20 protein-coding genes, 6 tRNA genes and 1 riboswitch are annotated in these 20,958 nt (G+C 36.9%); of the genes, 16 read left to right on the top strand and 10 right to left on the bottom strand.

Going from position 1 to position 20,958, the window contains the following annotated elements; all coding sequences use genetic code 11:
• Nucleotides 1-140 precede the first annotated feature (140 nt).
• Entirely contained in the window at nucleotides 141-332 is a 192-nt protein-coding gene (locus BQ5367_RS00800; RefSeq protein WP_071440692.1) for a DUF4177 domain-containing protein, read from the top strand.
• A gap of 142 nt (nucleotides 333-474) precedes the next feature.
• Nucleotides 475-858 (top strand): desulfoferrodoxin family protein, encoded by a 384-nt coding sequence (locus tag BQ5367_RS00795; RefSeq protein WP_071440691.1) that lies wholly within the window; start codon nucleotides 475-477, stop codon nucleotides 856-858.
• A gap of 372 nt (nucleotides 859-1,230) precedes the next feature.
• Here BQ5367_RS00795 and BQ5367_RS00790 read toward each other — a convergent pair whose 3' ends face one another.
• Nucleotides 1,231-2,508 (bottom strand): helix-turn-helix domain-containing protein, encoded by a 1,278-nt coding sequence (locus BQ5367_RS00790; protein ID WP_071440651.1) that lies wholly within the window; start codon nucleotides 2,506-2,508, stop codon nucleotides 1,231-1,233.
• Nucleotides 2,509-2,706: 198 nt separating this feature from the next.
• Nucleotides 2,707-2,868: riboswitch (M-box (ykoK) riboswitch) on the top strand.
• A gap of 321 nt (nucleotides 2,869-3,189) precedes the next feature.
• On the opposite strand from BQ5367_RS00790, the gene mgtA reads away from it, so the two are divergent.
• The 3 genes from mgtA to BQ5367_RS00775 are packed head-to-tail and all read left to right on the top strand — an operon-like array spanning nucleotide 3,190 to nucleotide 6,722.
• Nucleotides 3,190-5,847, top strand: a complete 2,658-nt coding sequence (gene mgtA, locus BQ5367_RS00785; protein ID WP_071440690.1) for a magnesium-translocating P-type ATPase — start codon at nucleotides 3,190-3,192, stop codon at nucleotides 5,845-5,847.
• Nucleotides 5,848-5,892: 45 nt separating this feature from the next.
• Nucleotides 5,893-6,477 (top strand): N-acetylmuramoyl-L-alanine amidase family protein, encoded by a 585-nt coding sequence (locus BQ5367_RS00780; protein ID WP_235858713.1) that lies wholly within the window; start codon nucleotides 5,893-5,895, stop codon nucleotides 6,475-6,477.
• A 23-nt stretch (nucleotides 6,478-6,500) separates the two neighbouring features.
• A complete protein-coding gene (locus BQ5367_RS00775; RefSeq protein ID WP_071440688.1) occupies nucleotides 6,501-6,722 on the top strand; it encodes a hypothetical protein in 222 nt (73 codons plus the stop codon).
• 20 nt (nucleotides 6,723-6,742) lie between these two features.
• Here the strand turns inward: BQ5367_RS00775 and BQ5367_RS00770 are convergent, their stop codons facing one another.
• The 4 genes from BQ5367_RS00770 to BQ5367_RS00755 are packed head-to-tail and all read right to left on the bottom strand — an operon-like array spanning nucleotide 6,743 to nucleotide 9,919.
• The gene (locus BQ5367_RS00770; protein WP_071440687.1) at nucleotides 6,743-7,195 is read right to left on the bottom strand and encodes a GNAT family N-acetyltransferase; all 453 of its coding nucleotides are present in this window, start codon (nucleotides 7,193-7,195) and stop codon (nucleotides 6,743-6,745) included.
• Nucleotide 7,196: 1 nt separating this feature from the next.
• Nucleotides 7,197-7,961, bottom strand: a complete 765-nt coding sequence (locus BQ5367_RS00765; protein WP_071440686.1) for an alpha/beta hydrolase — start codon at nucleotides 7,959-7,961, stop codon at nucleotides 7,197-7,199.
• A gap of 1 nt (nucleotide 7,962) precedes the next feature.
• Nucleotides 7,963-8,715: an esterase family protein gene (locus BQ5367_RS00760; protein WP_071440685.1), complete on the bottom strand. Its 753-nt coding sequence runs from the start codon at nucleotides 8,713-8,715 to the stop codon at nucleotides 7,963-7,965.
• A gap of 1 nt (nucleotide 8,716) precedes the next feature.
• A complete protein-coding gene (locus BQ5367_RS00755) occupies nucleotides 8,717-9,919 on the bottom strand; it encodes an ATP-grasp domain-containing protein (RefSeq protein ID WP_071440684.1) in 1,203 nt (400 codons plus the stop codon).
• A gap of 130 nt (nucleotides 9,920-10,049) precedes the next feature.
• Here BQ5367_RS00755 and BQ5367_RS00750 point away from each other — a divergent pair, with 130 nt between their 5' ends.
• Nucleotides 10,050-10,754 carry a copper homeostasis protein CutC gene (locus BQ5367_RS00750; protein WP_071440683.1) on the top strand — a complete coding sequence of 235 codons (705 nt, stop codon included), beginning with the start codon at nucleotides 10,050-10,052 and terminating at the stop codon, nucleotides 10,752-10,754.
• 9 nt (nucleotides 10,755-10,763) lie between these two features.
• Here BQ5367_RS00750 and alr read toward each other — a convergent pair whose 3' ends face one another.
• On the bottom strand, nucleotides 10,764-11,882 hold the full coding sequence (gene alr / locus BQ5367_RS00745) for an alanine racemase (RefSeq protein ID WP_083383111.1): 1,119 nt from the start codon (nucleotides 11,880-11,882) through the stop codon (nucleotides 10,764-10,766).
• On the bottom strand, nucleotides 11,882-12,298 hold the full coding sequence (locus BQ5367_RS00740) for a hypothetical protein (protein WP_071440681.1): 417 nt from the start codon (nucleotides 12,296-12,298) through the stop codon (nucleotides 11,882-11,884). The genes alr and BQ5367_RS00740 overlap by 1 nt, the downstream gene beginning before the upstream one ends.
• Before the next feature lie 213 nt (nucleotides 12,299-12,511).
• On the opposite strand from BQ5367_RS00740, the gene BQ5367_RS00735 reads away from it, so the two are divergent.
• The 7 genes from BQ5367_RS00735 (at nucleotide 12,512) to BQ5367_RS00705 (ending at nucleotide 14,684) form a co-directional block, all read left to right on the top strand.
• A tRNA-Val gene (locus BQ5367_RS00735) sits at nucleotides 12,512-12,587 on the top strand.
• Nucleotides 12,588-12,593: 6 nt separating this feature from the next.
• Nucleotides 12,594-12,669: transfer RNA gene (locus BQ5367_RS00730), tRNA-Thr, on the top strand.
• 14 nt (nucleotides 12,670-12,683) lie between these two features.
• Nucleotides 12,684-12,768, top strand: a tRNA-Tyr gene (locus BQ5367_RS00725).
• 7 nt (nucleotides 12,769-12,775) lie between these two features.
• Nucleotides 12,776-12,851 (top strand) — tRNA-Gln (locus BQ5367_RS00720).
• Nucleotides 12,852-12,864: 13 nt separating this feature from the next.
• Nucleotides 12,865-12,940: transfer RNA gene (locus BQ5367_RS00715), tRNA-Lys, on the top strand.
• Between the two features lie 6 nt (nucleotides 12,941-12,946).
• Nucleotides 12,947-13,020 (top strand) — tRNA-Gly (locus BQ5367_RS00710).
• Nucleotides 13,021-13,241: 221 nt separating this feature from the next.
• Nucleotides 13,242-14,684 (top strand): IS200/IS605 family accessory protein TnpB-related protein, encoded by a 1,443-nt coding sequence (locus BQ5367_RS00705; protein ID WP_071440680.1) that lies wholly within the window; start codon nucleotides 13,242-13,244, stop codon nucleotides 14,682-14,684.
• 229 nt (nucleotides 14,685-14,913) lie between these two features.
• On the opposite strand, the gene BQ5367_RS00700 is transcribed toward BQ5367_RS00705, so the two are convergent.
• Entirely contained in the window at nucleotides 14,914-15,588 is a 675-nt protein-coding gene (locus BQ5367_RS00700; RefSeq protein WP_161940456.1) for a GntR family transcriptional regulator, read from the bottom strand.
• A gap of 176 nt (nucleotides 15,589-15,764) precedes the next feature.
• Here BQ5367_RS00700 and BQ5367_RS00695 point away from each other — a divergent pair, with 176 nt between their 5' ends.
• Genes BQ5367_RS00695 through BQ5367_RS00685 form a run of 3 tightly spaced genes read left to right on the top strand, consistent with a single transcriptional unit; the run spans nucleotide 15,765 to nucleotide 18,732 of the window.
• Nucleotides 15,765-16,886, top strand: coding sequence for a 4-hydroxybutyrate dehydrogenase (locus BQ5367_RS00695; RefSeq protein ID WP_071440678.1), 1,122 nt, complete (start codon nucleotides 15,765-15,767; stop codon nucleotides 16,884-16,886).
• Nucleotides 16,887-16,895: 9 nt separating this feature from the next.
• The gene (locus tag BQ5367_RS00690; protein WP_071440677.1) at nucleotides 16,896-17,732 is read left to right on the top strand and encodes a transketolase; all 837 of its coding nucleotides are present in this window, start codon (nucleotides 16,896-16,898) and stop codon (nucleotides 17,730-17,732) included.
• Nucleotides 17,733-17,742: 10 nt separating this feature from the next.
• The gene (locus tag BQ5367_RS00685; RefSeq protein ID WP_071440676.1) at nucleotides 17,743-18,732 is read left to right on the top strand and encodes a transketolase family protein; all 990 of its coding nucleotides are present in this window, start codon (nucleotides 17,743-17,745) and stop codon (nucleotides 18,730-18,732) included.
• A 15-nt stretch (nucleotides 18,733-18,747) separates the two neighbouring features.
• Here BQ5367_RS00685 and BQ5367_RS00680 read toward each other — a convergent pair whose 3' ends face one another.
• Together BQ5367_RS00680 and BQ5367_RS00675 are read right to left on the bottom strand one after the other, a co-directional pair.
• On the bottom strand, nucleotides 18,748-19,548 hold the full coding sequence (locus BQ5367_RS00680) for a glycerophosphodiester phosphodiesterase family protein (RefSeq protein ID WP_071440675.1): 801 nt from the start codon (nucleotides 19,546-19,548) through the stop codon (nucleotides 18,748-18,750).
• The gene (locus tag BQ5367_RS00675) at nucleotides 19,545-20,798 is read right to left on the bottom strand and encodes an MFS transporter (protein ID WP_071440674.1); all 1,254 of its coding nucleotides are present in this window, start codon (nucleotides 20,796-20,798) and stop codon (nucleotides 19,545-19,547) included. Before BQ5367_RS00675 ends, BQ5367_RS00680 begins: the two co-directional genes overlap by 4 nt.
• Nucleotides 20,799-20,958: the final 160 nt, after the last annotated feature.

Below are 20,958 nucleotides of genomic sequence, written 5' to 3'. Positions count from 1 at the left end.
ATTTGTTTAATCAAAATTGCATATAATTTGTATAAATATAACCACTTATAATTATAACTGTATCATTAGCTGTTTTCATCATATCCTGGATTCTTACTAAAAAGATATTACTGGTAAAAGACTTATAGGGAGATAATCATATGAAGCGATATGAATATGCTGAATTAAGATATGAAGCTAAAGATATCTTATTTCTCATGACTGATGATTATAAGAAAATCATTGATGAATATGCAGAAAAGGGATATTCCTATGTGGGATACATTCCAAAGCTGATTGATGCAAAAGGATGTCTGAGGAAAATTGACTTGATATTTGAAAAGGAAAATTAAAAAAATAGAACTGTATCTAGTAAGGCAGATACAGTTTTTATAAAAATATTAGTAATAATAATTATTATTAATTAAAGAGCTATTTACTTGCACGAATATAGATATATTTATATAATATGTCTAAAGAAAAGGAGATGTTGAAATGAAAGATGTTAAATTTTATAGATGCAGTCATTGCGGCAATATTGTAGAAATGGTTCATGATGTAGGAGTTCCTCTATTTTGCTGTGGTGAAAAAATGCAGGAATTGGTACCAAATACGAGTGACGGGGCTGGAGAAAAGCATGTTCCTGTCGTAAATGTAGAGGGAGATCATGTTCTTGTTCGTGTTGGCAGCGTGGATCATCCAATGCTTCCTGAACACTTAATTCAATGGATTTATGTACAAACTAATTTGGGTGGTATGAAAAAAATCCTGAATCCTAATGAAGGGCCAACAGCTTCATTTAAATTAGCCGAAGGTGAAAATGTTGTAGCCGTTTATGAATACTGCAATTTACATGGTCTTTGGAAGACAACACTGTAAATAAAATATAATCAGACTGTATGTGAGAGTGAACAGAATCTTATGCATATGGTCTTTTTTTGTAAATGAATAAGGACAATCTTAAAATTTATAAACGTGAAGTGAAAAGTTAAATTCTACTTTAAAAAGCGACAAAAAAATGTGGAAATTAGTCGTTCATCATTTCTAAAATGAAATAGTTATCAGGACAGACGGATAGTTATTTGCTTTTTGTTATTGTAGGAATTACTGTTTCAGGTATATAATATTATTGACGATAACATAAAAAGGCCGCAATAAAGGATAGGAGAATTTAGAAATTTTTTTGGCTGGAAAGACTAAATTCTACTATGTTTTGTTTGAAAGACCGTGAAGCAGCTGGTTTTTAATTCATTATTTTTTCAATAAGTAGGGCTTTAGAATAATGTTATCTTTTTCGATTCTGGTAATTCCAAAATCGTTGAATTTCTTCATGAGTTCAGGATGAAGAAATTCCATCAGCTCAATGGGTGACTTTCCGTTGAGCTTTTCTTTTGACATCGAGTTAATATGCGACAGTGCAGTATTCAAGGCTTTCTGAGATGTTAGCCCCAGAGCTCTTAAATCTGTTTCTTTTGGAAAAATGTAGCGCAGTTCAATATGATTGTTTTCCAGGGTTGCCTTTTGTGTGGACTGCATCGGATCACAGTAATAGACACGGGTTCTTCTTGCTCCGTTTTCTTTTTTTTCAATTCCTTCTGCATCGGCCATTTCGCTTCCGCGGTCTGTCAGAAGAATTTCAACTTCTTCATGGAAAAGTTCGCTGCCTAAAAGATTTTCTAAAGCATTCACGCCTGAAACCATCGCTTCCTCTGTTTTCTCTTCGTGAAGGATGCCGAACAGGAAGCCGTATTTCACAAATTTGAATGTCTGAATAAATGGACCATTTGATATATCGTTGTATACCGTATCCATCTGTACGATTCTGGCGTCCTCATTCTCGGAGAGATAGTTACAGTAATCCTTATAGGTTCTCCCTTTCAGGAATCTTCTGTCTTCACGCTTTTTTAAAGCGGCTTTCTTAGACTTGAATTTTTTTCTGGATACCTGGCGTCTTAGGTCCATAACACTGATTCCGACAATACTGAATACGCCTGTTTCGATATAAGTATAGAGGGTTCTTTCAGTAATTCCTAATTCCGGATGAGCCTGAATGATTTGATAAGGGGACTGGCCCTGATCAAGAAGCGGTTTGACAATTCCGCCCATCTTTTTTGCCTCCTCTGTTGTCAGGTTCACGCCCACTCTTGAATCGACAAGCGTATTCCTGTACTCTCTGTGAGCTGTTTCGGGCTGATAGACATATTTATTGAATCTGCAGGAATGAAATTTTGAACAGCCATTGCAGGCCCCGGGACTTCTGTCTCTTCGTGAGCATTTAAACCGGATATAATCAGGGCATTCCAATTTACAGCTGTGATTATGAGAGCATTTGGATCGGTTCACACATTCCAGAGGAAGATTGCATTTATAAGTCAGGACCCGATGAAGCCTGATTTCCTTTCCTATGGTAGACTTGTCTTTACCGATGACTTGTGCAATGGCCGTATGGGTGGCACCATTACGAATACTTGATTCAATAATTTTTCTTTCATTTTCGGTCATATGTTTATTTTTATTTGTGGCAGCCATAAGGGCCTCCTTTCTTTGTGATTCTGGCTGCTTCCGGTCATTTTCAATATGACATATTGAAAGAGTAAATTCAACATGAATTTTGTGAAAGATTAAATTCATCTCTTCCTATATTAAAGTAGAATTTAACTTTTCACTTTACTTAAAATTTATAAATGGTTGTATGCTGTTGACAAACAAATAAAATTTTGTTACGATTCATGTGTTCGGTAGGTAAGGCTCCTACAGGGATACGGACTGTTGCCGCAAAATAGTGGAGACACTATGAGATGGTTTGAACAGGGTACATCGAAAGCAAGGTGTATCATAATACAGTTTCATCGCCCTGCAGAGTTAAAGCTCAAACGAATGTGTGGAAGGATGCACTCTCGTATGTTTATCGGACATACGAGATTTTTTTGAAAAGGAGTGATACGTATGGATGGTTATCAATGGTGTAAATGGTTAAAGAGGCGATGGCATAGGTATCGATGCATTTTTTTATAGTGTCTGAATTAATAAGCCATTGCTGAAATCCGCAATGGTTTTTTTGTACTTGTTTTGATGTAATAGAGGAGGTGAAAAATGATGGATGCGGAAAATGGAGATCAATGTAAAAGTATTGTTTTAGAAAGAAGAAATTTTTCGCATCTGTTTTTGATGATGCATTTCTTCTTTGAGAAATAAGGAAAGGAGAATGTCATGAAAAAGTTAAATAAAAATATTCGTCAGTGTTTATATTGGGCTGCCTCTCATAGTATCACTGAGTTAATGGACAAATATGAATTGACTGAAAGAGGTTTAAGCAAGAAAGAAGTTGAAAATTTAAGAGAGGAATATGGGAAAAATATTTTTACATATGGTAAAAAACATTCCGTTTTAAAAAGGCTTATTGAAGCATTTGTAAATCCATTTACAGTAATATTGCTTGTTTTAGCGATTATTTCTGTTTTTACGGATATCGTGCTTGCTGGTGCAGATGATCGTAATTATATTACGGTCATTATTATAACAACGATGGTTTTTATTTCAGGATTGCTTCGTTTTATACAAGAAACACGCAGTGGCAATGTTGCGGAAAAATTAAGCAGTATGATTTATACGAAAGTTTGTGTAGAACGTGAAGGTGTAAAAGAAGAAATATTGATTGAGGATGTCGTCGTAGGCGATAGGATTTATTTGTCAGCAGGAGATATGATACCAGCCGATTTGCGAATTGTAATGGCTAAAGATTTGTTTGTCAGTCAATCGGCACTAACGGGAGAGAGTGAGCCTGTTGAAAAAAATAGTTCTAAAATAAGTGATGGAACATCTTTGATAGAAGCATCGAATTTAGCTTTTATGGGCAGTAATGTGGTTAGTGGTATGGCGATTGCGATTGTCATTGCGACTGGTAATGATACGATGTTTGGATCTATGATAAAAAATTTAGATAAAAAGCCTCCAAAGACATCTTTTGAAAAAGATGTTAATACCGTTTCATGGGTCTTGATACGTTTTATGCTTATGATGGTTCCTATTGTTTTTGTTGTGAATGGAATGACTAAAAATGACTGGATGCAGGCGTTATTGTTTGCAATCTCTATTGCTGTAGGTCTCACACCGGAAATGCTTCCTATGATCGTTACGACATCACTTGCAAAAGGAGCTCTTGTTATGAGCAAGAAGAAGGTGATCATTAAAAATCTTAATGCGATTCAGAATTTGGGATCAATGGATATTCTTTGTACTGATAAGACAGGTACGCTTACTCAGGACAAAGTTGTTTTGGAATATCATTTGAATATTGAGGGTAATGAGGATGAGCGTGTTTTGCGGCATGCATTCCTTAATAGTTATTTTCAGACAGGTTTAAAAAATTTAATTGATCTGGCAGTAATATCCAAGCAAGAAGAATTAGGGGCTGAATCACTGATCAACCGTTATGAAAAAATAGATGAAATTCCTTTTGACTTTGAAAGAAGGCGTATGAGCGTTGTGGTTAAAGATAGAGAAGGAAAGAGTCAGCTTGTCAGTAAAGGAGCTGTAGAAGAGATGCTTGGCTGCTGCAGCTATGCTGAGTGCAAGGGTGAAGTGTTGCCTTTGACACAGCATGTACGTCATCTGGTCCTTAAGAAAACAACAGAGTTAAATCAAAAAGGCATGCGTGTGATTGCAGTTGCTCAAAAAACAAATCCTGCCCCAGCTGGTGAATTTTCATGTGCTGATGAAAAAGAAATGGTATTGATTGGCTTTTTAGCCTTTCTTGATCCTCCTAAACCAGCCGCAAAAGAAGCACTTGAAACCCTTTTGGAATATGGAGTAGATGTAAAGGTACTTACAGGGGATAATGAAAAAGTCACCCGGGCAATTTGTAAAGAAGTAGGATTAAATGCTGAAAAAGTAATTTTAGGTGATGAGATTGAAAAAATGAGTGAAGAAGAACTTGAAAAAGAAGTTATAAATGTTCAGATATTTGCGAAGTTATCTCCTTCTCAAAAGGCACGCATTATCGATGCCCTTAAAAGAAACGGACACTGTGTCGGATATATGGGTGATGGTATCAATGATGCTGCAGCAATGAATATTTCGGATGTTGGTATTTCTGTAGACAGTGCAGTGGATATTGCGAAAGAAGCGGCTTCAGTCGTACTTTTAGAAAAAAATCTGATGGTGTTAGAACAAGGGGTCATAGAAGGGAGAAAAACCTATGCCAATATGATGAAATATATCAAAATGACGGCTTCTTCCAATTTTGGCAATATGCTATCTGTTCTTGTAGCAAGTGCTTTTTTACCATTTCTGCCTATGACATCAATCCAACTGATTTTATTGAATCTGGTTTATGATCTTTCATGTACAGCTATTTCATGGGATCATGTTGATGAAGAGAATCTTAAAAAACCACAAAAATGGAGTGCTTCCGGAATCAGTCAGTTTATGTTATGGATGGGACCGGTGAGCTCTATCTTTGATATCATTACTTATTTTGTCATGTATTTTATTATTTGCCCAATGATGTTTGATGGCTTGTTGTATACACAAATAAGTAATCCAATGACAAAAAGCTTATATATAGCTCTTTTTCAGACAGGGTGGTTTATTGAGTCGATGTGGAGCCAGACATTGGTCATTCACATGATCCGTACAGCCAAGATTCCTTTTGTTCAAAGCTGTGCATCAGCATCGCTAAGCATCATGAGCTTTATCGCTATCTTTGCTATTACTTTGATGCCTTTTACCCCTATAGCCAGTGCATTAGAACTTAGCGTATTGCCCGTTGAATATTTTGGTATGCTGGCTATGATCATTTTTGGATATATTATATTAACTACATTGATAAAAAAAATCTATATAAAAAAATTTGGGAAACTTTTATAGGTCTGTTTGAATCATTTTTTTCATAAATATAAATAGGGTGATATAATGATAAAGATTTTGATCGATCAAGGTCATAATCCAGGAACGATCAATGCCGGAGCCAGTGCGAATGGTTTAGTTGAATCAGAACTGACTTATCAGGCAGGTATCTATTTAAAAGAATTGTTGGAAACGAATTGTGATTTTGAAGTTCGTCTTACTCGTAATGCGCCTTTAGAAGTATTAGGTTATGATATACGTAGTTCTTTGCAAGAAAGGGTCCAAATGGCAAATGATTGGCCGGCAGATTATTTTATTTCCTTGCATGGAAATTATAATGTCAATCCTCTTATTTCAGGTAGTGAAGTCTATATTTATTCATATGAAAGCATTGCTGAAAGATTGGCAAGAGAAGTTCTAAATGGCATGGTAGAGGTAGCACATACACGTGATAATGGTGTACGAGTGAATCCTCAGCTCTATGTTTTAAGAGCCACGACGATGCCAGCGATCCTTGTAGAAATGGCTTATCTGACAAATATGCAAGATGCAGAATTACTGAGAAATGATCTTTTCTTATTTTCATTAGGAATATATGTAGGAATTTTAAGATTTTTTGGCTATATTCAAAATGATTCTTTCATGATATGATATGAATATGAAAGGAGTTCATCATGGATATCAAAGAATTAGAAAAATTATTTGTCATGATTCAGGCAAATGTGGATAAAAAATATGAGGAAGAATGTTCAATGGCCATGGACTGTTTTTTGGAAGAAGAATTTGATCTGGGTGAATGCACACGATTTCTTGAATATCTGCTGACGCTTGTAAAGGAAGAGAAGGCAGATGAAATACAAGTATTAATGGAAAATTATTTAGAAAAAAATGGATAGCCGTTTATGGCTATCCTCATTTATATCTTTTTTCCATAATTATAGCTCTGTATCTCCATGCCATAAGACTCATAAAGATGACGTGCCTCTTCATTAAAACTCCAGACCATGAGCTGCATTCGTTTAGCACCTAAACGTTTTGCTCGCTTTACCGCTTCATCGAGAAGGGCTTTCGCAACACCCTTTCGCCGGGCATGCTGATCAACGAATAAATCACTGATATGCAGTGTACGATCTTTAAAAGCAGGATTCTCAAAAACATTGGCAAAACAATAACCAAGGACATCATTTCCTTCTTCCGCAATCAATGCGATTCGATCATCACAGATACAATTTAAAAATTCTTCATACGAATAAGTATGTGCTGTTTCTTTAAAAATATCATCTGTGTGGTTTACATGAAGAATTTGAAGTTCCGTTGCCATTTTATCTATGACAGGATAATCAGATTCTTTTATTTCTCTTATCTTCATGCTATTTTTTCTTTTGAATTCCTAAATCTTGTAAGAAATGAGGAATTTCTTTTTCCCAGCTAGCTTCACTGTGATAGCCAAACTCATAACAGTGCATATAACATTTTGCACCTTTTTCAGTTAAGATCCGCATGACGCTTAAATTTTCCTCAACGCCTCTTGAAAGAGCACGTTTTGTACGCCATTCATGACGACCAAAACTGATATAAAAGATAGAATCATTTAAATCATCAAGTTTTCTTAAATCACAGGTCAAACGATCCAATACATGGTCGTAATAAGGTGAAAGACAAGCACTTCTAGAATAAATGTTTGAGTAGATGGCTCCGCCATAAACCGCCATCAAACCACCCATTGAGCTGCCTCCAAGATATGTATGTTCACGATCAGAAAGAGTTGGATAATGAGCGTCAATATACTGTTTTAGATCACTCGTCATCCATTCTAAAAACTGTTTGCCGCTCGCTTTAACATTACCCCATTCCTCATCTTTAAAACTATAGGGAGAAAACTCTCGCAAGCGATGATTTCCTATATGATTACATTCAACACCAACTACCATACAGCGAACACGGTGTTTTGTAAAGTATTTAAGAATGCCCCAGCTTTTCCCATAAGTAGCATCTTCATCTAAAAATAGATTATGACCATCAAACATATAAAAGACTGGTAAACGCTCATCTTTTTTCAAATGATCAGGTATATAAATGTGCAAGGTGCGCATTTTTTTTAGATAAGGAATAAAAATCGCTTCTTTTTTCAACATGTTAGATAAGCCTTTCTACAAAATAAGGAAATTGAATCAGCCACCAAGGCCAGTCATGGTTTACATCTTCACCCCATAAATCAACCCAGGCGTCTACCTGCAACCGTTCAAACTGTTCCTTTAGGATACGTGCATCTACCTTTGCTTCATCTTCCCAGGCGCCTTGTCCGCAACAAATGATGATATCCCCTTGCCGGTATTGATCCACCAAAGGGTGATAAGGGTGCAAATGAGGAAGATAATCTACAGGAGAATTGTAGTAAATCGTTTCATCATTGTAGTTTGGGAAAAAATATCCCGCATGGAAAAGACCGCTTAGTGACAGACAGCCGCCAAAGATATCGGGTCTGCGCAAATAAAAATTCACACAGTGATAGCCACCCATGCTGGCTCCACTTAAAATAGGCTTACCAGTATAATTTTCATGAGCGAGCTCATTATGAATTTGATACATGCGAGGAATAAATTCATCACAGATATAGCTAAACCATTGTTCATGCCACATGATTCGTCCATGGTAATCGCCCTCTGCACTCCATGTTTCCTCATCAATGCTGGAAACACAGAAAAGCTGTACCTTGCCATCTTCAATTTTATCAGCAATCGTATCGATCATGCCATTATTTTCAAAGTCAAAAAATTTACCGTTTTGACAAGGAAAAATGACAAAGGGACGGCCACTGTGTCCAAAGACCTTAAATTCCATATCACGTCCCAATTTGTGTGAATATTCTTTAAAATATTGGATATGCATATCATTTTACCTTCTTTACTTTCTTTAATGTATAGTGTGCAAATGCAATAGCTTCTTTTTCAGTTGTAAAACGTGCCATAAAAGCATCATTTCCCATGGCACTTGAAAAAATCTCAGGCATTCGTTCATACATAACGATATGATCTTTATAACGTTCAAAAATCATCTCATTGGTATGAGCATAGAGATGGGCATCACGTTTCGCAGCATAAACACAAACGTAAGGACGCTGATTTGGATCAAAGAAGCCTTCATCGTAACATACCATATTGGCCCATATCTGATAGACGTTGATATCATTCGCATAATTCATCATATCTGGCGTATATCCTCCAGGAGGACGCATATTCACTTCTAAGCCAACGATATCATTTTTCTTTCCTAATCCTTCTTTATCTTCATTTAAACGGAAAAACTCACAATGAAAGAAACGGGAATTAGAATCAAAAGCCTTGATGACTCGCCTTCCTGCATCCTTTAAATCTTCAGGAATGATTTTTTTAGAATAATACCATGTATCTAACTGGTCATTGACAAGATCCATGACGGGATCAGGGAAATAATGACTGGTTTCAAATACGATATCTTTTTTAGAATTACAGATTCCATCATAAGAAACGATCGTTCCATTAACAAATTCTTCCATGATATAAGATACATTTGGAAGTTCTTCAAAAAAACTGATAAGATCATCATCGTTTTTCAGCTTATAGGTAGCGTAAGCGCCAACTCCATTATCAGGTTTGACAACAACCGGATATCCCACCTCTTTAATAAAATTGCGGGCTTTCTCTAATGTAGAAACCATGTGATAGCGAGCCGTTGGTACATTGGCTTTAGCATAGAATTCTTTCATCTTACTTTTAAATTTAATACCGTCAATACGGTCATTTTTTAAACCTGTATTGATATTGAAATCTTCTCGTAATTGGGCGTCTCTTAAAAGCCAATATTCATTATTGCTTTCAAGCCAGTCGATCTTACCATATTTAAATGAAAAATAGGCACATGCCCGAAAGACTTCATCATAGTTTTCCAGGCTATTGACTTTATAATATTCACAGAGTGAGTTTTTACATTCTTCACTGAGCTGATCATAAGGTGCATCCCCAATTCCTAGAGTTGTTACGCCATTGTTTCTTAGACAGGCTGTAAAGTTATAATATGTCTTAGGAAAATTAGGCGATAAAAATACAAAGTTCATATCTGATCCCCCTTTTGTCATATTTTATCATTAAAAAGCATATCATTCAATTTCATTTTCATAATTTTCAATAAAAAAGAAAAAAATTACATTCACATTTATAGTATAATGAATAAGGAGGAAACATGATATGATTCAAGGAATAAAAATAGAAATTTGCTGTGGAACAATTGAAGACTGCATTTGTGCAAATGAGTTTGACGTTGACCGTATTGAACTGAATAGCGCATTAGAACTAGGCGGTTTAACTCCAACAGTGTCTACTTTGAAGATGGCTAAGAGAATGACTCGTTTGCCAATTTGTTGTATGGTTCGTCCCCGTACAGCTGGTTTTGTATATACGAAACATCAGATTGAAAACATGATGATGGATGCAAGGGATCTTTTAGAAGCAGGAGCAGACGGCATCGTGTTTGGTTTTTTACATAGCGATCATAGCGTTGATGTCAAACATACAAAAGAAATGGTTGAACTCATTCATTCGTATCATCGTGAAGCGGTTTTTCATAAGGCTTTTGATGAATGTAAAGATTTAGATGCAGCTTTACAGACATTGATTGATTGTGGTGTAGAGCGTATATTGAGTGGTGGCGGCAAAGTTTCGATCGATAAGGGAAGTCAGGTCATTGGTGAACTGTACCAAAAATATAAAGGAAAGATTGAATTGCTTGTAGGTGGAGGCATTACACCTTCGAATATAAAAGATATTGCCGCAAATGCAAAGTGTGGACAAATCCATATGACCGCTAAAAAAACTTACTATGATGATGGCAATTATGTGGCAGTAGATAGAGAAACATTAAAAATGGCTTTAGAACAGCTAAGTAAAGAATAAAAAAAGGCTTCATGGGTTTTGATCATGAAGCCGATTATTTATAATGGCAACTTCTTGCTGATGATAGTAGATCTTTCTTGGAATTCGATCGCTAAGAATACAAAGTATCTCGTAAGGTATCGTATTCAAATCTTTAGCCATTTGAGTGACTGGGCAATGCTTTGAAATGATTTCAACCGGTGTGCCTACAGGAAGCATATAAGGTAACTTAACCATACATTGGTCCATACAGACACGTCCCACGACTTCTATCCATTCATGGCTGCAGTAAAGAAAACGTCCCTGATTGGTTCTTAAAAAACCATCAGCATAACCAATAGGAAGCGTTGCAATGATACAATCTTCTTTTGCTTGAAAGGCAGCTCCATAACCTACATATTCTTTCTTTATTCTTTTTACACATGTTATATGGGTAAATAAGGAAAGAGCGGGGTGTAAGTCTAAGTCTGATTTAACAGGAGAAATACCATACATCGCTAGTCCGCAGCGGGCAGCGTTTGTTAAAGTGTCTTCATAAGATAATAAAGCGGCACTATTTTCAGCATGCATCCATTTAAAAGGATATTTGCAGGCAGATATGATTTCTTTGAATGTATAAAATTGCTGCTCGCACATTTCTTTGGATTCACTGTCAGCACAGGCGTAATGTGTAAATATTCCTTCAGGGATCCCATTATGATCTAAGATCAGGTCAATTGCACGATGGACATCTTCAATCTTTTTTAATCCAATGCGATTCATCCCGGTGTCAACCTTGATATGAAAAATAAGCTTTCTTAGATCAGAACAGCAGGCGACGACCTGATTGAGCCATTCTGCTGATATTACTGAAACGCTCACATGCTGTTCAATGGCTATTGGAATATCCTGAGGGCGGATGTGACCTAAGATAAGGATTTGATCATAAAATCCCTGTTTTCTTAAAGAGAGAGCTTCGTCAAGCGAACTGACAGCTACCATGCAGCATCCCGATTCCATGGCAGTTTTTGCTGTCCAGTAGTCATTATGACCATAGGCATTTGCTTTTAAAACGGCAATAAGAGCTTTCGAGGATTGTTTTTTTAATAAAGAAAGATTGTGAGCAATCGCATCACAATCAATTTTCGCATAAGTATCACGATAATACATCAGACAATTCTAGCCTTTCCATATGCCAAAGAAATGGCTCCTATTTTAATAATTAAAGAAAGCAGAGAATTAATCGATATAGAAACATACGATCTTAAAACACTAAGAATAGCATTTACTGGAAAAGTAAAAGTAAGCATTCCATAAGTAACAAACATATCAGATACTATAATGACGATCACAGTACATACAGCGGCAAGAATTGAAAACTTTACTTGAACACCATGACCAGTTTCTAAAATCAGCCAGCTTAAAAAATAAGCAGCAGCCAGATAAAATAGAGAAGAACGAATGTTAATCAGACGCTGAAGAAACACACAGATAATGATACTTAAAATAGTTCCGCCAATCGCAAACAGTACAGCTCTATTCCATCTTTGACGCTGATTTAAAATCTTTGTATTGAAAATTTCCATAAGATCACTCCTTGATGATGATTATAACATAAATTTAATTTTCTTAATAGAGAGGAGAATGAAAACCTGTTTTATTTTGAATAAATGGAGAAATAGCTGCGGTAGTAATTCAATATTTTAAGAATTTGAAAAAAAGTAGAATTTTTTTGTTGACATCACATAATCTCAATGGTATTATATTAAAGCACCTGGCAAACCAGGTTGAATATACACGGAGGTTTAGCTCAGTTGGGAGAGCATCTGCCTTACAAGCAGAGGGTCAGCGGTTCGAGCCCGTTAACCTCCACCATTTTTTGCCGACTTAGCTCAACTGGTAGAGCAACTGACTTGTAATCAGTAGGTTGGGGGTTCAAGTCCTCTAGTCGGCACCAGTTTTATTTGAACTGGGGGGATAGCGAAGTGGCTAAACGCGGCTGACTGTAACTCAGTTCCTTAACGGTTCGGCAGTTCGAATCTGCCTCCCCCCACCATTTTTGTTGGGGCATAGCCAAGCGGTAAGGCACTAGACTTTGACTCTAGCATTTCACTGGTTCGAATCCAGTTGCCCCAGCCAAATAGTAAAATATGACTCGTTAGCTCAGATGGTAGAGCATTTGACTTTTAATCAAAGGGTCTGGAGTTCGAATCTCCAACGAGTCACCATCTTTTGCGGGTGTAGTTCAATGGTAGAACTTCAGCCTTCCAAGCTGACTACGTGGGTTCGATTCCCATCACCCGCTCCATGTATGAACAAAGAGATATAACATTGTGTATATCTCTTTTTTTTATATGTTAGGAAATTTCATTTTTGATTAATAGAAAGATGATGAAAGAAAATAAAAAAAGTTAAATGTTATTTATGTTATGATAATATATATCATTATTTTAAAATTATAGTATCATTATTGTTATTAATATGATATAATATCTGTACAAAACATCTCATTTCTGTCAAGGAGGCATCATGAAAGTCTTTTCTCTTTCCAACCGTTTCTATTACCGTGAATTCCCTGATCTGAAGAACACCGTTCTTCATGATCTTGATGTCTACAACCGTGTCCTTCATAAGGCCTATAAATGTCTTTACGATCGTGCCTATAAGGGAGCCTCGTTTAAGGACAGCGAGCTTCACCAGCTTCTTAAAAAGCAGTTTCATCTCAATGACTATATCCCTCTGTCTGCGGTCCATGAAGCCAAGGCCCTGCTAAAGGCTAATGCTGCCTTGAATAAAAAACTGATCCGGAAAACAGATAAAAGAATGAATAGGATCAGAATGAAGATCAGAGAAAAGGAAACGGAACTGGAAAAGGTCATCTGTGAAAAGGAAAAGATGATCCGGAAAACGAAACTGCATGGAACTACAGAAAAGGACTATCTGTATGAAGCAACTGTGATCGATCCTAAAATAAAGAATCTGAAGAATCAGATCAAACTATTAAAGTATCGGTTAACAGGAGAAAAGCAGAAAAAGGAAAGATTCATGGAAAAGCCGAAAAGCGTATGCTTCGGAGGAAGGAAGAATCTGAAGCATGATATGGATACCTACCGCTATAACCGCAGAAAAAGGATGCTGATCTGCGGAAGAAGGCAGGGAAAGTACGGCAATAATCTTTTCAAATATCATATCGATGAAGGGATTCTTGTCTACCGGGGAATCAGACAGGAAATAAGGATGCCGGTTGTTTTTCATCAGCACAGGGAGCATATAGAAAGAGCAGTAAGAATGAAGCACAATACTCCCGGGAAGGCCATTGCGTATGAGCTGTATGATCATGGAGAATATTTTATCATCAAAGCAATTGCTGAATATCCTGGCGAGCCGGTATTACCATCCGGCAGAGGAAGTATCGGAATGGATATCAACAGGGATCATATAGCGCTGGCAGAAACCGACAGAAAAGGGAATCTGGTAAAGGCATGGAGGATTCCATTGAAAGAAAGAGGAACAAGGAACCAGAGGGAATATGAAAGGTATGTGGCAGTGAAACGGATCGTAGAGGAATGTGCGGGCAAGAAAAAGAATCTGATCATGGAAGATTTAGAATTCGAGAGGAAGAAAGAAGAGAGCCTGTACAGGGACAGGAACTATAACCGGATGCTGGGAACATTTGCATATAAGAGGCTGGAGGAGAAGATCGAAAGGAAATGCATGGAAAAAGGAGTATATTTAAGGAAGGTGGATCCAAGGCACACAACGCAGATCGGGAAGCTGAAATATGCGAAGCGGCTAGGGCTAAGCATCCACCACAGTGCAGCGTATGTGATTGCAAGGAGGGGAGAAGGGTACCGGGAAAGGATACCGAACGAATATCATGAATACAGGGAATGGAAAGAAGTGATCAGGGATCTGGGGAAAGCGACATTGGAGGAATGTCAGAGGACCCCGTATTTATGCCTGTTCAGATAGAAAAGAAGCAGGACCCGGCAGTCATGCGATTCACTGGAAGATGGAAGCATGGCAAAGGGATGGAATCCTGCTGGAAAAAAATAATAAGCTGACACTGGAACATTTCGCCAATGCCTTACGCTTCAGAGAGGAGCAAAAGAAGGAGATGTGAAGGTGCCGGTGGAACCACGCCGCTAGAAAGGCAGGTGGGTATGCAGATAGGGAGTTGCTTATTTGCATATGATTTTGGTTAGAAATCATTTTCTTGTTTCATAAAGAATTCTTCAGGATCTTTGATATCAAGATGGTAGAATTCCATTAAATGCTGAATACTTATTTTTTTAGCTTTATCAATTTCATTATTCATAATGCAGTCAATTATTGTTAGATGCTGTTTGAGATGTTCTTCTTCATTTTCAATTGGAAATTCATAATGAAGAAGAATAAATTGAATTTTTAATGAAAGATCTTTCTGCATCTGATACAAAAGCTCATTTTGAGATATACGACATAATTCCATGTGAAAATCAGTATCCAGTTTCCTTCTAAGATAACCGTTATTGTTATAAAAAGCCTGTAGACACTGATTCGCCAGATCCTGTAAATATATAAAATCGGCACGGCTTCCATAAAGAGCAGCCAGTTTGATAGAAAGCAGATCCAAAGAAATACGTAGGGTACCGATATCCTGGATTTCTTTTGTGGTGAAAGAAGCGACTTCTGCATGACGATTCGGATAGATGTTAATAAGACCTTGACTTTGCAGCTTACGCATAGCTTCACGAATCGGCGTTCTACTGGTATTAAATTCTGCGGCAATTTTAGATTCCGCAATTTTTTCATTAGGTTTTAATTGATTGCTGAAAATCTGATCTAATAAATGTTGATATACTTCTTCACTTAAACTTGATATATTCTTTTTCATAGGTTCTCCATTCATTGATATTTTTATCATATCACAGCCAGATAGTAAATTCATCAATATTCTCTATATTTGTGCATTATTTTATAATAAAGTATACTGTATATAAAATATGTATACAATAATATTGTAATTGTCGACAATAAGAGTTATAATGAAAACGGAGGTAAGGATGACATATGGAAAAAATGTTTTTATTAAAAACAGAGATTCATCAATTTACAAGTGTTCGAGAATTTTTTGAATCTCAAAAACTGACCAAAAGTGATTTGATCATTACAAATCGTTTTATGGCTGAGGGCAAACTGAAGGGATATATTGAAGATGCTTCAGTGATTTTCCAGGAAGAATATGGAAATGGTGAACCAACCGATCAAATGGTCATGGCTATTAAAAGGAATATGCCAAAGGATGTTTTGCGAATCTTTGCTATTGGCGGTGGAACGGTCATCGATATTGCGAAATTTCTTGTTTTAGAGAGTGAAGGCAGTATAGATGAAATGATCATGAAAGAAAAAGAATATCATAAAGCCAGAGAATTGATCGTAGTTCCAACGACTTGTGGTACTGGAAGTGAAGTGACAAATGTTGCGATTGCAGAGCTGATGAGCCGTAAAACGAAAAAAGGATTAGCCGATGATGCCCTTTATCCTGATAAAGCAGTCTTGATTCCAGAACTAGTTGAGAGTTTACCATATAAATTTTTTGCTACGAGTTCTATCGATGCATTGGTTCATGCGGTTGAATCATATTTATCACCAAAAGCGAGTGAATATTCCAAGATGTTTTCCTGCAAGGCTATATCAATGATTTTAAAAGGATATCAGGTTGTAGTTCAAAAGGGTAAAGATCAATGGAATCAGTTAGCTGATCAGTTTTTAATAGCAAGTAACTTTGCAGGTATTGCCTTTGGTAATGCAGGTTGTGCGGCGGTTCATGCTATGAGCTATCCTTTGGGAGGTACTTATCATATTCCTCATGGAGAAGCAAACCAGCTTATGTTTGAAGCAGTTTTACGCATGTATGAAAAGAAAGATCCTCATGGACATCTTGAAGATCTTAAAGAGGTTCTGGCCAATGAGCTTTGTGTTGAGAAGAAAAAAAGCCTAGAAGCTTTATATGAGCTGATGGATCAAATTTTAGTTCGCAAGCCATTATGTACATATGGCATAAAGAAGGAAGAACTTCCAGTTTTCACTGAAAGTGTCTTAGAAGGACAGCAGCGTCTTTTAAATAATAATTATGTCGAGCTGTCATATGACGATATGATGCAGATTTATCATAGTGTTTTTGATAAATAGGAGAGAATTATGGATAAGGCTGAAAGAGACTTAAAATTATTAGCAGCACAAATAAGAAAGACGATTCTTTATGGTTTAAGTACATCCATGGCAGGACATGTTGGGGGAGCTATGTCAATGAGTGATGCTTTGGCTGTATTATATGGAAAAGAAATGAAGATAGATCCTAAAAATCCAAAATGGGAGGAACGTGACCGTTTGGTTGTTTCTAAGGGACATTGCGGGCCTGCCGTTTATGCTGCTTTGGCTGTGAAAGGTTTCTTCCCGATGGAATGGATGAAGACGATCAATCAGCCAGAGACAAAACTGCCAAGCCACTGCGATAAAAATAGGGTTCCTGGTATTGATATGACAACCGGATCATTGGGACAGGGAATGTCAACAGCTCTAGGAATTGCATGGGGCCTGCGTTATCAGAAGAATGATGCGTATACGTATTTATTTTTAGGTGATGGAGAGTGTGATGAAGGGCAGGTTTGGGAAGGAGCCTTGTTTGCATCAACAAAAAAACTGAATCATGTAATTGCACTGATCGATAAAAATGAGAAACAGCTAGATGGCTATACAGAGGATATTTGTAATGTTGGGGATCTGGCTAAAAAGTTTGAACAGTTTGACTGGTATGCACAAGATGTAGATGGTCATGATGTAATAAGTATTGCTTGTGCTATTGAAAATGCTAAAAAACAAAATGAAAAGCCTTCAGTAATCGTTTTACATACGATAAAAGGAAAAGACTGTACTTTTGCGGAAGATGTTTTTTATAATCATCATATGACATTTACGCAGCAACAGCTGGATGAAGCGAATCAGCATTTGGATCAGCTGATTGAAAGGCTGAGTTAGGAGGAACCTTATGTATCGGATTTGTGAAGAAATCAAGCCTGAAGAAAAAGAAATGAGAGAAGTATTTGCACAGGTGATGGATGAGCTGGCAAGGAGTGATTCCCGAGTCGTTTATCTGGATGCAGATATCATCAATTCTATTAAAATGACAGCTTTCTCTAAAAAATATCCGCAAAGAACAATTAATTGCGGTATACAGGAAGCTAATATGATCGGTGTGGCTGCCGGTATATCAGAAACGGGACTTATACCATTTGCACATACATTTGCCCCTTTTGCTACTCGAAGAGTCATGGATCAAATTTTTGTATCAGTAGCTTATGCAAATTTAAATGTCCGTATTATCGGTTCTGATCCCGGTATTACTGCCGGAAGCAATGGCGGTACCCATATTCCTTTTGAAGATATGGGAATGATGCGTTGTATCCCGAATGCAACGATCCTTGAACCCGCCGATTCGATCGTATTAGCTGATATGCTTCGTCAGACAAAAGATCTTTATGGTTTATATTATATTCGTCTTTCAAGAAAAAAGAGCGAACAGATCTATCAGGAAGGTTCAACTTTTACGATCGGAAAATCAAATTTACTAAGAGAAGGAAACGATGTGACAGTGATTGCCAGCGGCATTTGTGTTGCTGATGCCTGTAAGGCTGCTGATGAGCTTTTGCAGGAAGGAATCAAGGCGAGAGTTATCGATATGTTTACGATCAAACCGATCGATCGTGAAGCAATCATTCAGGCCGCTAAAGAAACAGAAGCTATTGTAACAATAGAAAATCATAATATCATGAATGGACTTGGAAGTGCTGTGGCAGAAGTCATGTGTGAAGAGGCACCGGCCTGTCTTGTTCGTTTAGGAGCTCAGGATCGCTTTGGGGAGGTTGGAACTGTTGATTATTTGAAAGAGGTTCTACATATGAGCGTTGAGGATATCAAAGATGCTGCCAGAAAAGCGATTGCCAAGAAAAAATATTTTGTTAATAAATCAGCAGCGTGATCATTTCACGCTGCTTTATTTTGGGATAAAACCTTCAAAAATAATGATATCGAAATCTTTTTTCACTTTTTCATATTCTTTTTCACTTTTACATGTCCATCCGACACTACATATCCATTTTTTTAATAGCTGGAAACTAAACTCATGGGATTCATCAATATCATAGGCAATAAAATCAGGACGAGAGAGAAAATTGGCACATAAATGTTTAAACAGAAAGCCCATAACAGGATGAACATCTTTATTTTTAGAAAAATCACTGCTTAACTGTCCACGTATGACCTGCGGACGGTTTTTCATGTACCAATGCATTGCCATGGGATTAAAAGATTCTACGATATAAGAATCATGATAGATATCTAATAGATCTGCTGTTAATTTACATGTCTCACAGTTAATGCCTTTTTGTTTGATCTCAATGATGATGGGTACTTGATGATCGATCAAATCAAGAACATCTTTGAGCCTGGGGATCGTATGTTCTGTGTTAAACAGTGAATATTGACATAATTCTTCATATGTACATGCATCAATTTCTTTATCAATCCCACAGGCTCTTTTTAAGTTAAAATCATGGCATATCACAACCTCTTTATCTTTTGTAAGCTGAACATCCAGCTCAATGCCAAAACCGTGTCTTAGTGCATTTTCAAAGGCTTTTAGACTATTTTCAGGGTATTCTTCATTATGCAGACCACGATGAGCATAAGGAACATACTGATATTTTAATAGTTCTTTTTTCTTTGAAAAGCGAGGAAAGATCGCAAAAAGATAAAGTGCTATGAGAAAAAAAATCAGCATTAGTAACCAGATCATGCATCTGCCTCCTCAAATACTTCAATTCCTTTCTTTGCTGATGGCTTTTCATCGCCATGAGCTACCTTCATGAAAGTCATAAAAGCTAGTAAAGTGCAGATAAAAGCATAAGGGAACAAGGCTTCATATCCTATTAGATCAATAAAAAAACCAGAAAGAATAGGCGTAATGATTTGAGCTGACATAGAAAAGGTATAATAAATCCCCGTATATTTTCCTGTATCACCTTCGCTGGCCATAGCAACGACCATAGGATAACTATTGACATTGATACTTGCCCAGGCAATACCGACACAAGCAAAAATAAGGTAAGCAAGAGGCGAAAGTTCAGTGAACAGGCCCCCAGCAAGAAAGCCAAATCCTAATAAGATGATACCAAATTGAATCATTCTTTTACGGCCGAATCTTGCGGAAAGCTGTCCGATCGGAAGATAAGCAATCGTTGCGGCAGCTGTAGCAATCAGCATCAAAGTGGCACTGGATCCTGCTCCTTTATCCCATATAGCTGCGGCATAGCGTGAAAAAGCTGTTGTGACAGCATTATAACCCATAAACCAAAAAGCTATTGAAAATAACAGAAAGAAAAGTGAACGCTTGACATCCTTAGGCATTTTTTTATGTTCATGTACGATCGATTCATCTTTGATACTTTTTAAAGCGGCTTTTTTTTCTTTGACAGTGATCAATAGTAATGTAACGCTAGCGAGCATGATAGCCGCTAAAGAAATAAATAATGGAAGGTAATTTACAACACCCTCGGGAACTAAAAGACTAATCAGGATAAGGGCTACCATGCCGCCGATAGCTCCCATCAAATTGATAATGGCATTTGCTTTAGAAAGCAAGGATTTAGGTGTAAGATCCGGCATAAGTGCAACGGCAGGTGAACGATACGACTGCATGGCAATCAAAGTCAATGCTAATGCGATAATGAAAAAACCAATAGACTTCATATTAGCAGCTATTGGAATCATGATCATAAAGAGGACTGCCAATAGCGTGCCTATCAAAATAAAAGGTGTTCTTCTTCCTAACCGGGTATCAATCTTATCAGAAAGAGTACCAAAAAGAGGCAGCATAAATAAAGCCAGGATATTATCAAATGACATAATGACACCGATAAGAGTTGCGTTTAATTGAAAAGTTTGTTCTAGCATCAAAGGGATCATTTGATCATATAGCTGCCAGAAAGCACAGATAGACATAAAAGCTAGACCGATAAAAAATGTTTGTTTTGTATTTAGTTTCATTGTAAGCTCCTTTTTTTCATCTCTATTGTAGCATTAATTTCTTCATAGCAAAACAAAAAAACAGGATAACTTATATAATTTAGTTATATTTTATTTGAATTTTACTAAAAAATGACAAAATTCATGATTGACATTTTTCTCTTTTTTTCTATAATAGATA

Source organism: Traorella massiliensis, assembly GCF_900104665.1.
Classification (GTDB): domain Bacteria; phylum Bacillota_I; class Bacilli_A; order Erysipelotrichales; family Erysipelotrichaceae; genus Traorella; species Traorella massiliensis.
This window is presented reverse-complemented; position numbering and strand designations above follow the sequence as displayed.

Excerpts from the sequence above, each read along its gene's own strand:
- BQ5367_RS00790 (WP_071440651.1), bottom strand. The coding sequence starts at position 2,508 with ATGGCTGCCACAAATAAAAATAAACATATGACCGAAAATGAAAGAAAA.
- BQ5367_RS00700 (WP_161940456.1), bottom strand. The coding sequence starts at position 15,588 with ATGAAAAAGAATATATCAAGTTTAAGTGAAGAAGTATATCAACATTTA.
- BQ5367_RS00800 (WP_071440692.1), top strand. The coding sequence starts at position 141 with ATGAAGCGATATGAATATGCTGAATTAAGATATGAAGCTAAAGATATC.
- BQ5367_RS00755 (WP_071440684.1), bottom strand. The coding sequence starts at position 9,919 with ATGAACTTTGTATTTTTATCGCCTAATTTTCCTAAGACATATTATAAC.
- BQ5367_RS00740 (WP_071440681.1), bottom strand. The coding sequence starts at position 12,298 with ATGGAAATTTTCAATACAAAGATTTTAAATCAGCGTCAAAGATGGAAT.
- BQ5367_RS00780 (WP_235858713.1), top strand. The coding sequence starts at position 5,893 with ATGATAAAGATTTTGATCGATCAAGGTCATAATCCAGGAACGATCAAT.
- BQ5367_RS00685 (WP_071440676.1), top strand. The coding sequence starts at position 17,743 with ATGTATCGGATTTGTGAAGAAATCAAGCCTGAAGAAAAAGAAATGAGA.
- alr (WP_083383111.1), bottom strand. The coding sequence starts at position 11,882 with ATGTATTATCGTGATACTTATGCGAAAATTGATTGTGATGCGATTGCT.
- BQ5367_RS00760 (WP_071440685.1), bottom strand. The coding sequence starts at position 8,715 with ATGCATATCCAATATTTTAAAGAATATTCACACAAATTGGGACGTGAT.
- BQ5367_RS00705 (WP_071440680.1), top strand. The coding sequence starts at position 13,242 with ATGAAAGTCTTTTCTCTTTCCAACCGTTTCTATTACCGTGAATTCCCT.
- BQ5367_RS00680 (WP_071440675.1), bottom strand. The coding sequence starts at position 19,548 with ATGATCTGGTTACTAATGCTGATTTTTTTTCTCATAGCACTTTATCTT.
- BQ5367_RS00695 (WP_071440678.1), top strand. The coding sequence starts at position 15,765 with ATGGAAAAAATGTTTTTATTAAAAACAGAGATTCATCAATTTACAAGT.
- BQ5367_RS00690 (WP_071440677.1), top strand. The coding sequence starts at position 16,896 with ATGGATAAGGCTGAAAGAGACTTAAAATTATTAGCAGCACAAATAAGA.
- BQ5367_RS00775 (WP_071440688.1), top strand. The coding sequence starts at position 6,501 with ATGGATATCAAAGAATTAGAAAAATTATTTGTCATGATTCAGGCAAAT.
- BQ5367_RS00765 (WP_071440686.1), bottom strand. The coding sequence starts at position 7,961 with ATGTTGAAAAAAGAAGCGATTTTTATTCCTTATCTAAAAAAAATGCGC.
- BQ5367_RS00750 (WP_071440683.1), top strand. The coding sequence starts at position 10,050 with ATGATTCAAGGAATAAAAATAGAAATTTGCTGTGGAACAATTGAAGAC.
- BQ5367_RS00675 (WP_071440674.1), bottom strand. The coding sequence starts at position 20,798 with ATGAAACTAAATACAAAACAAACATTTTTTATCGGTCTAGCTTTTATG.
- BQ5367_RS00795 (WP_071440691.1), top strand. The coding sequence starts at position 475 with ATGAAAGATGTTAAATTTTATAGATGCAGTCATTGCGGCAATATTGTA.
- mgtA (WP_071440690.1), top strand. The coding sequence starts at position 3,190 with ATGAAAAAGTTAAATAAAAATATTCGTCAGTGTTTATATTGGGCTGCC.
- BQ5367_RS00770 (WP_071440687.1), bottom strand. The coding sequence starts at position 7,195 with ATGAAGATAAGAGAAATAAAAGAATCTGATTATCCTGTCATAGATAAA.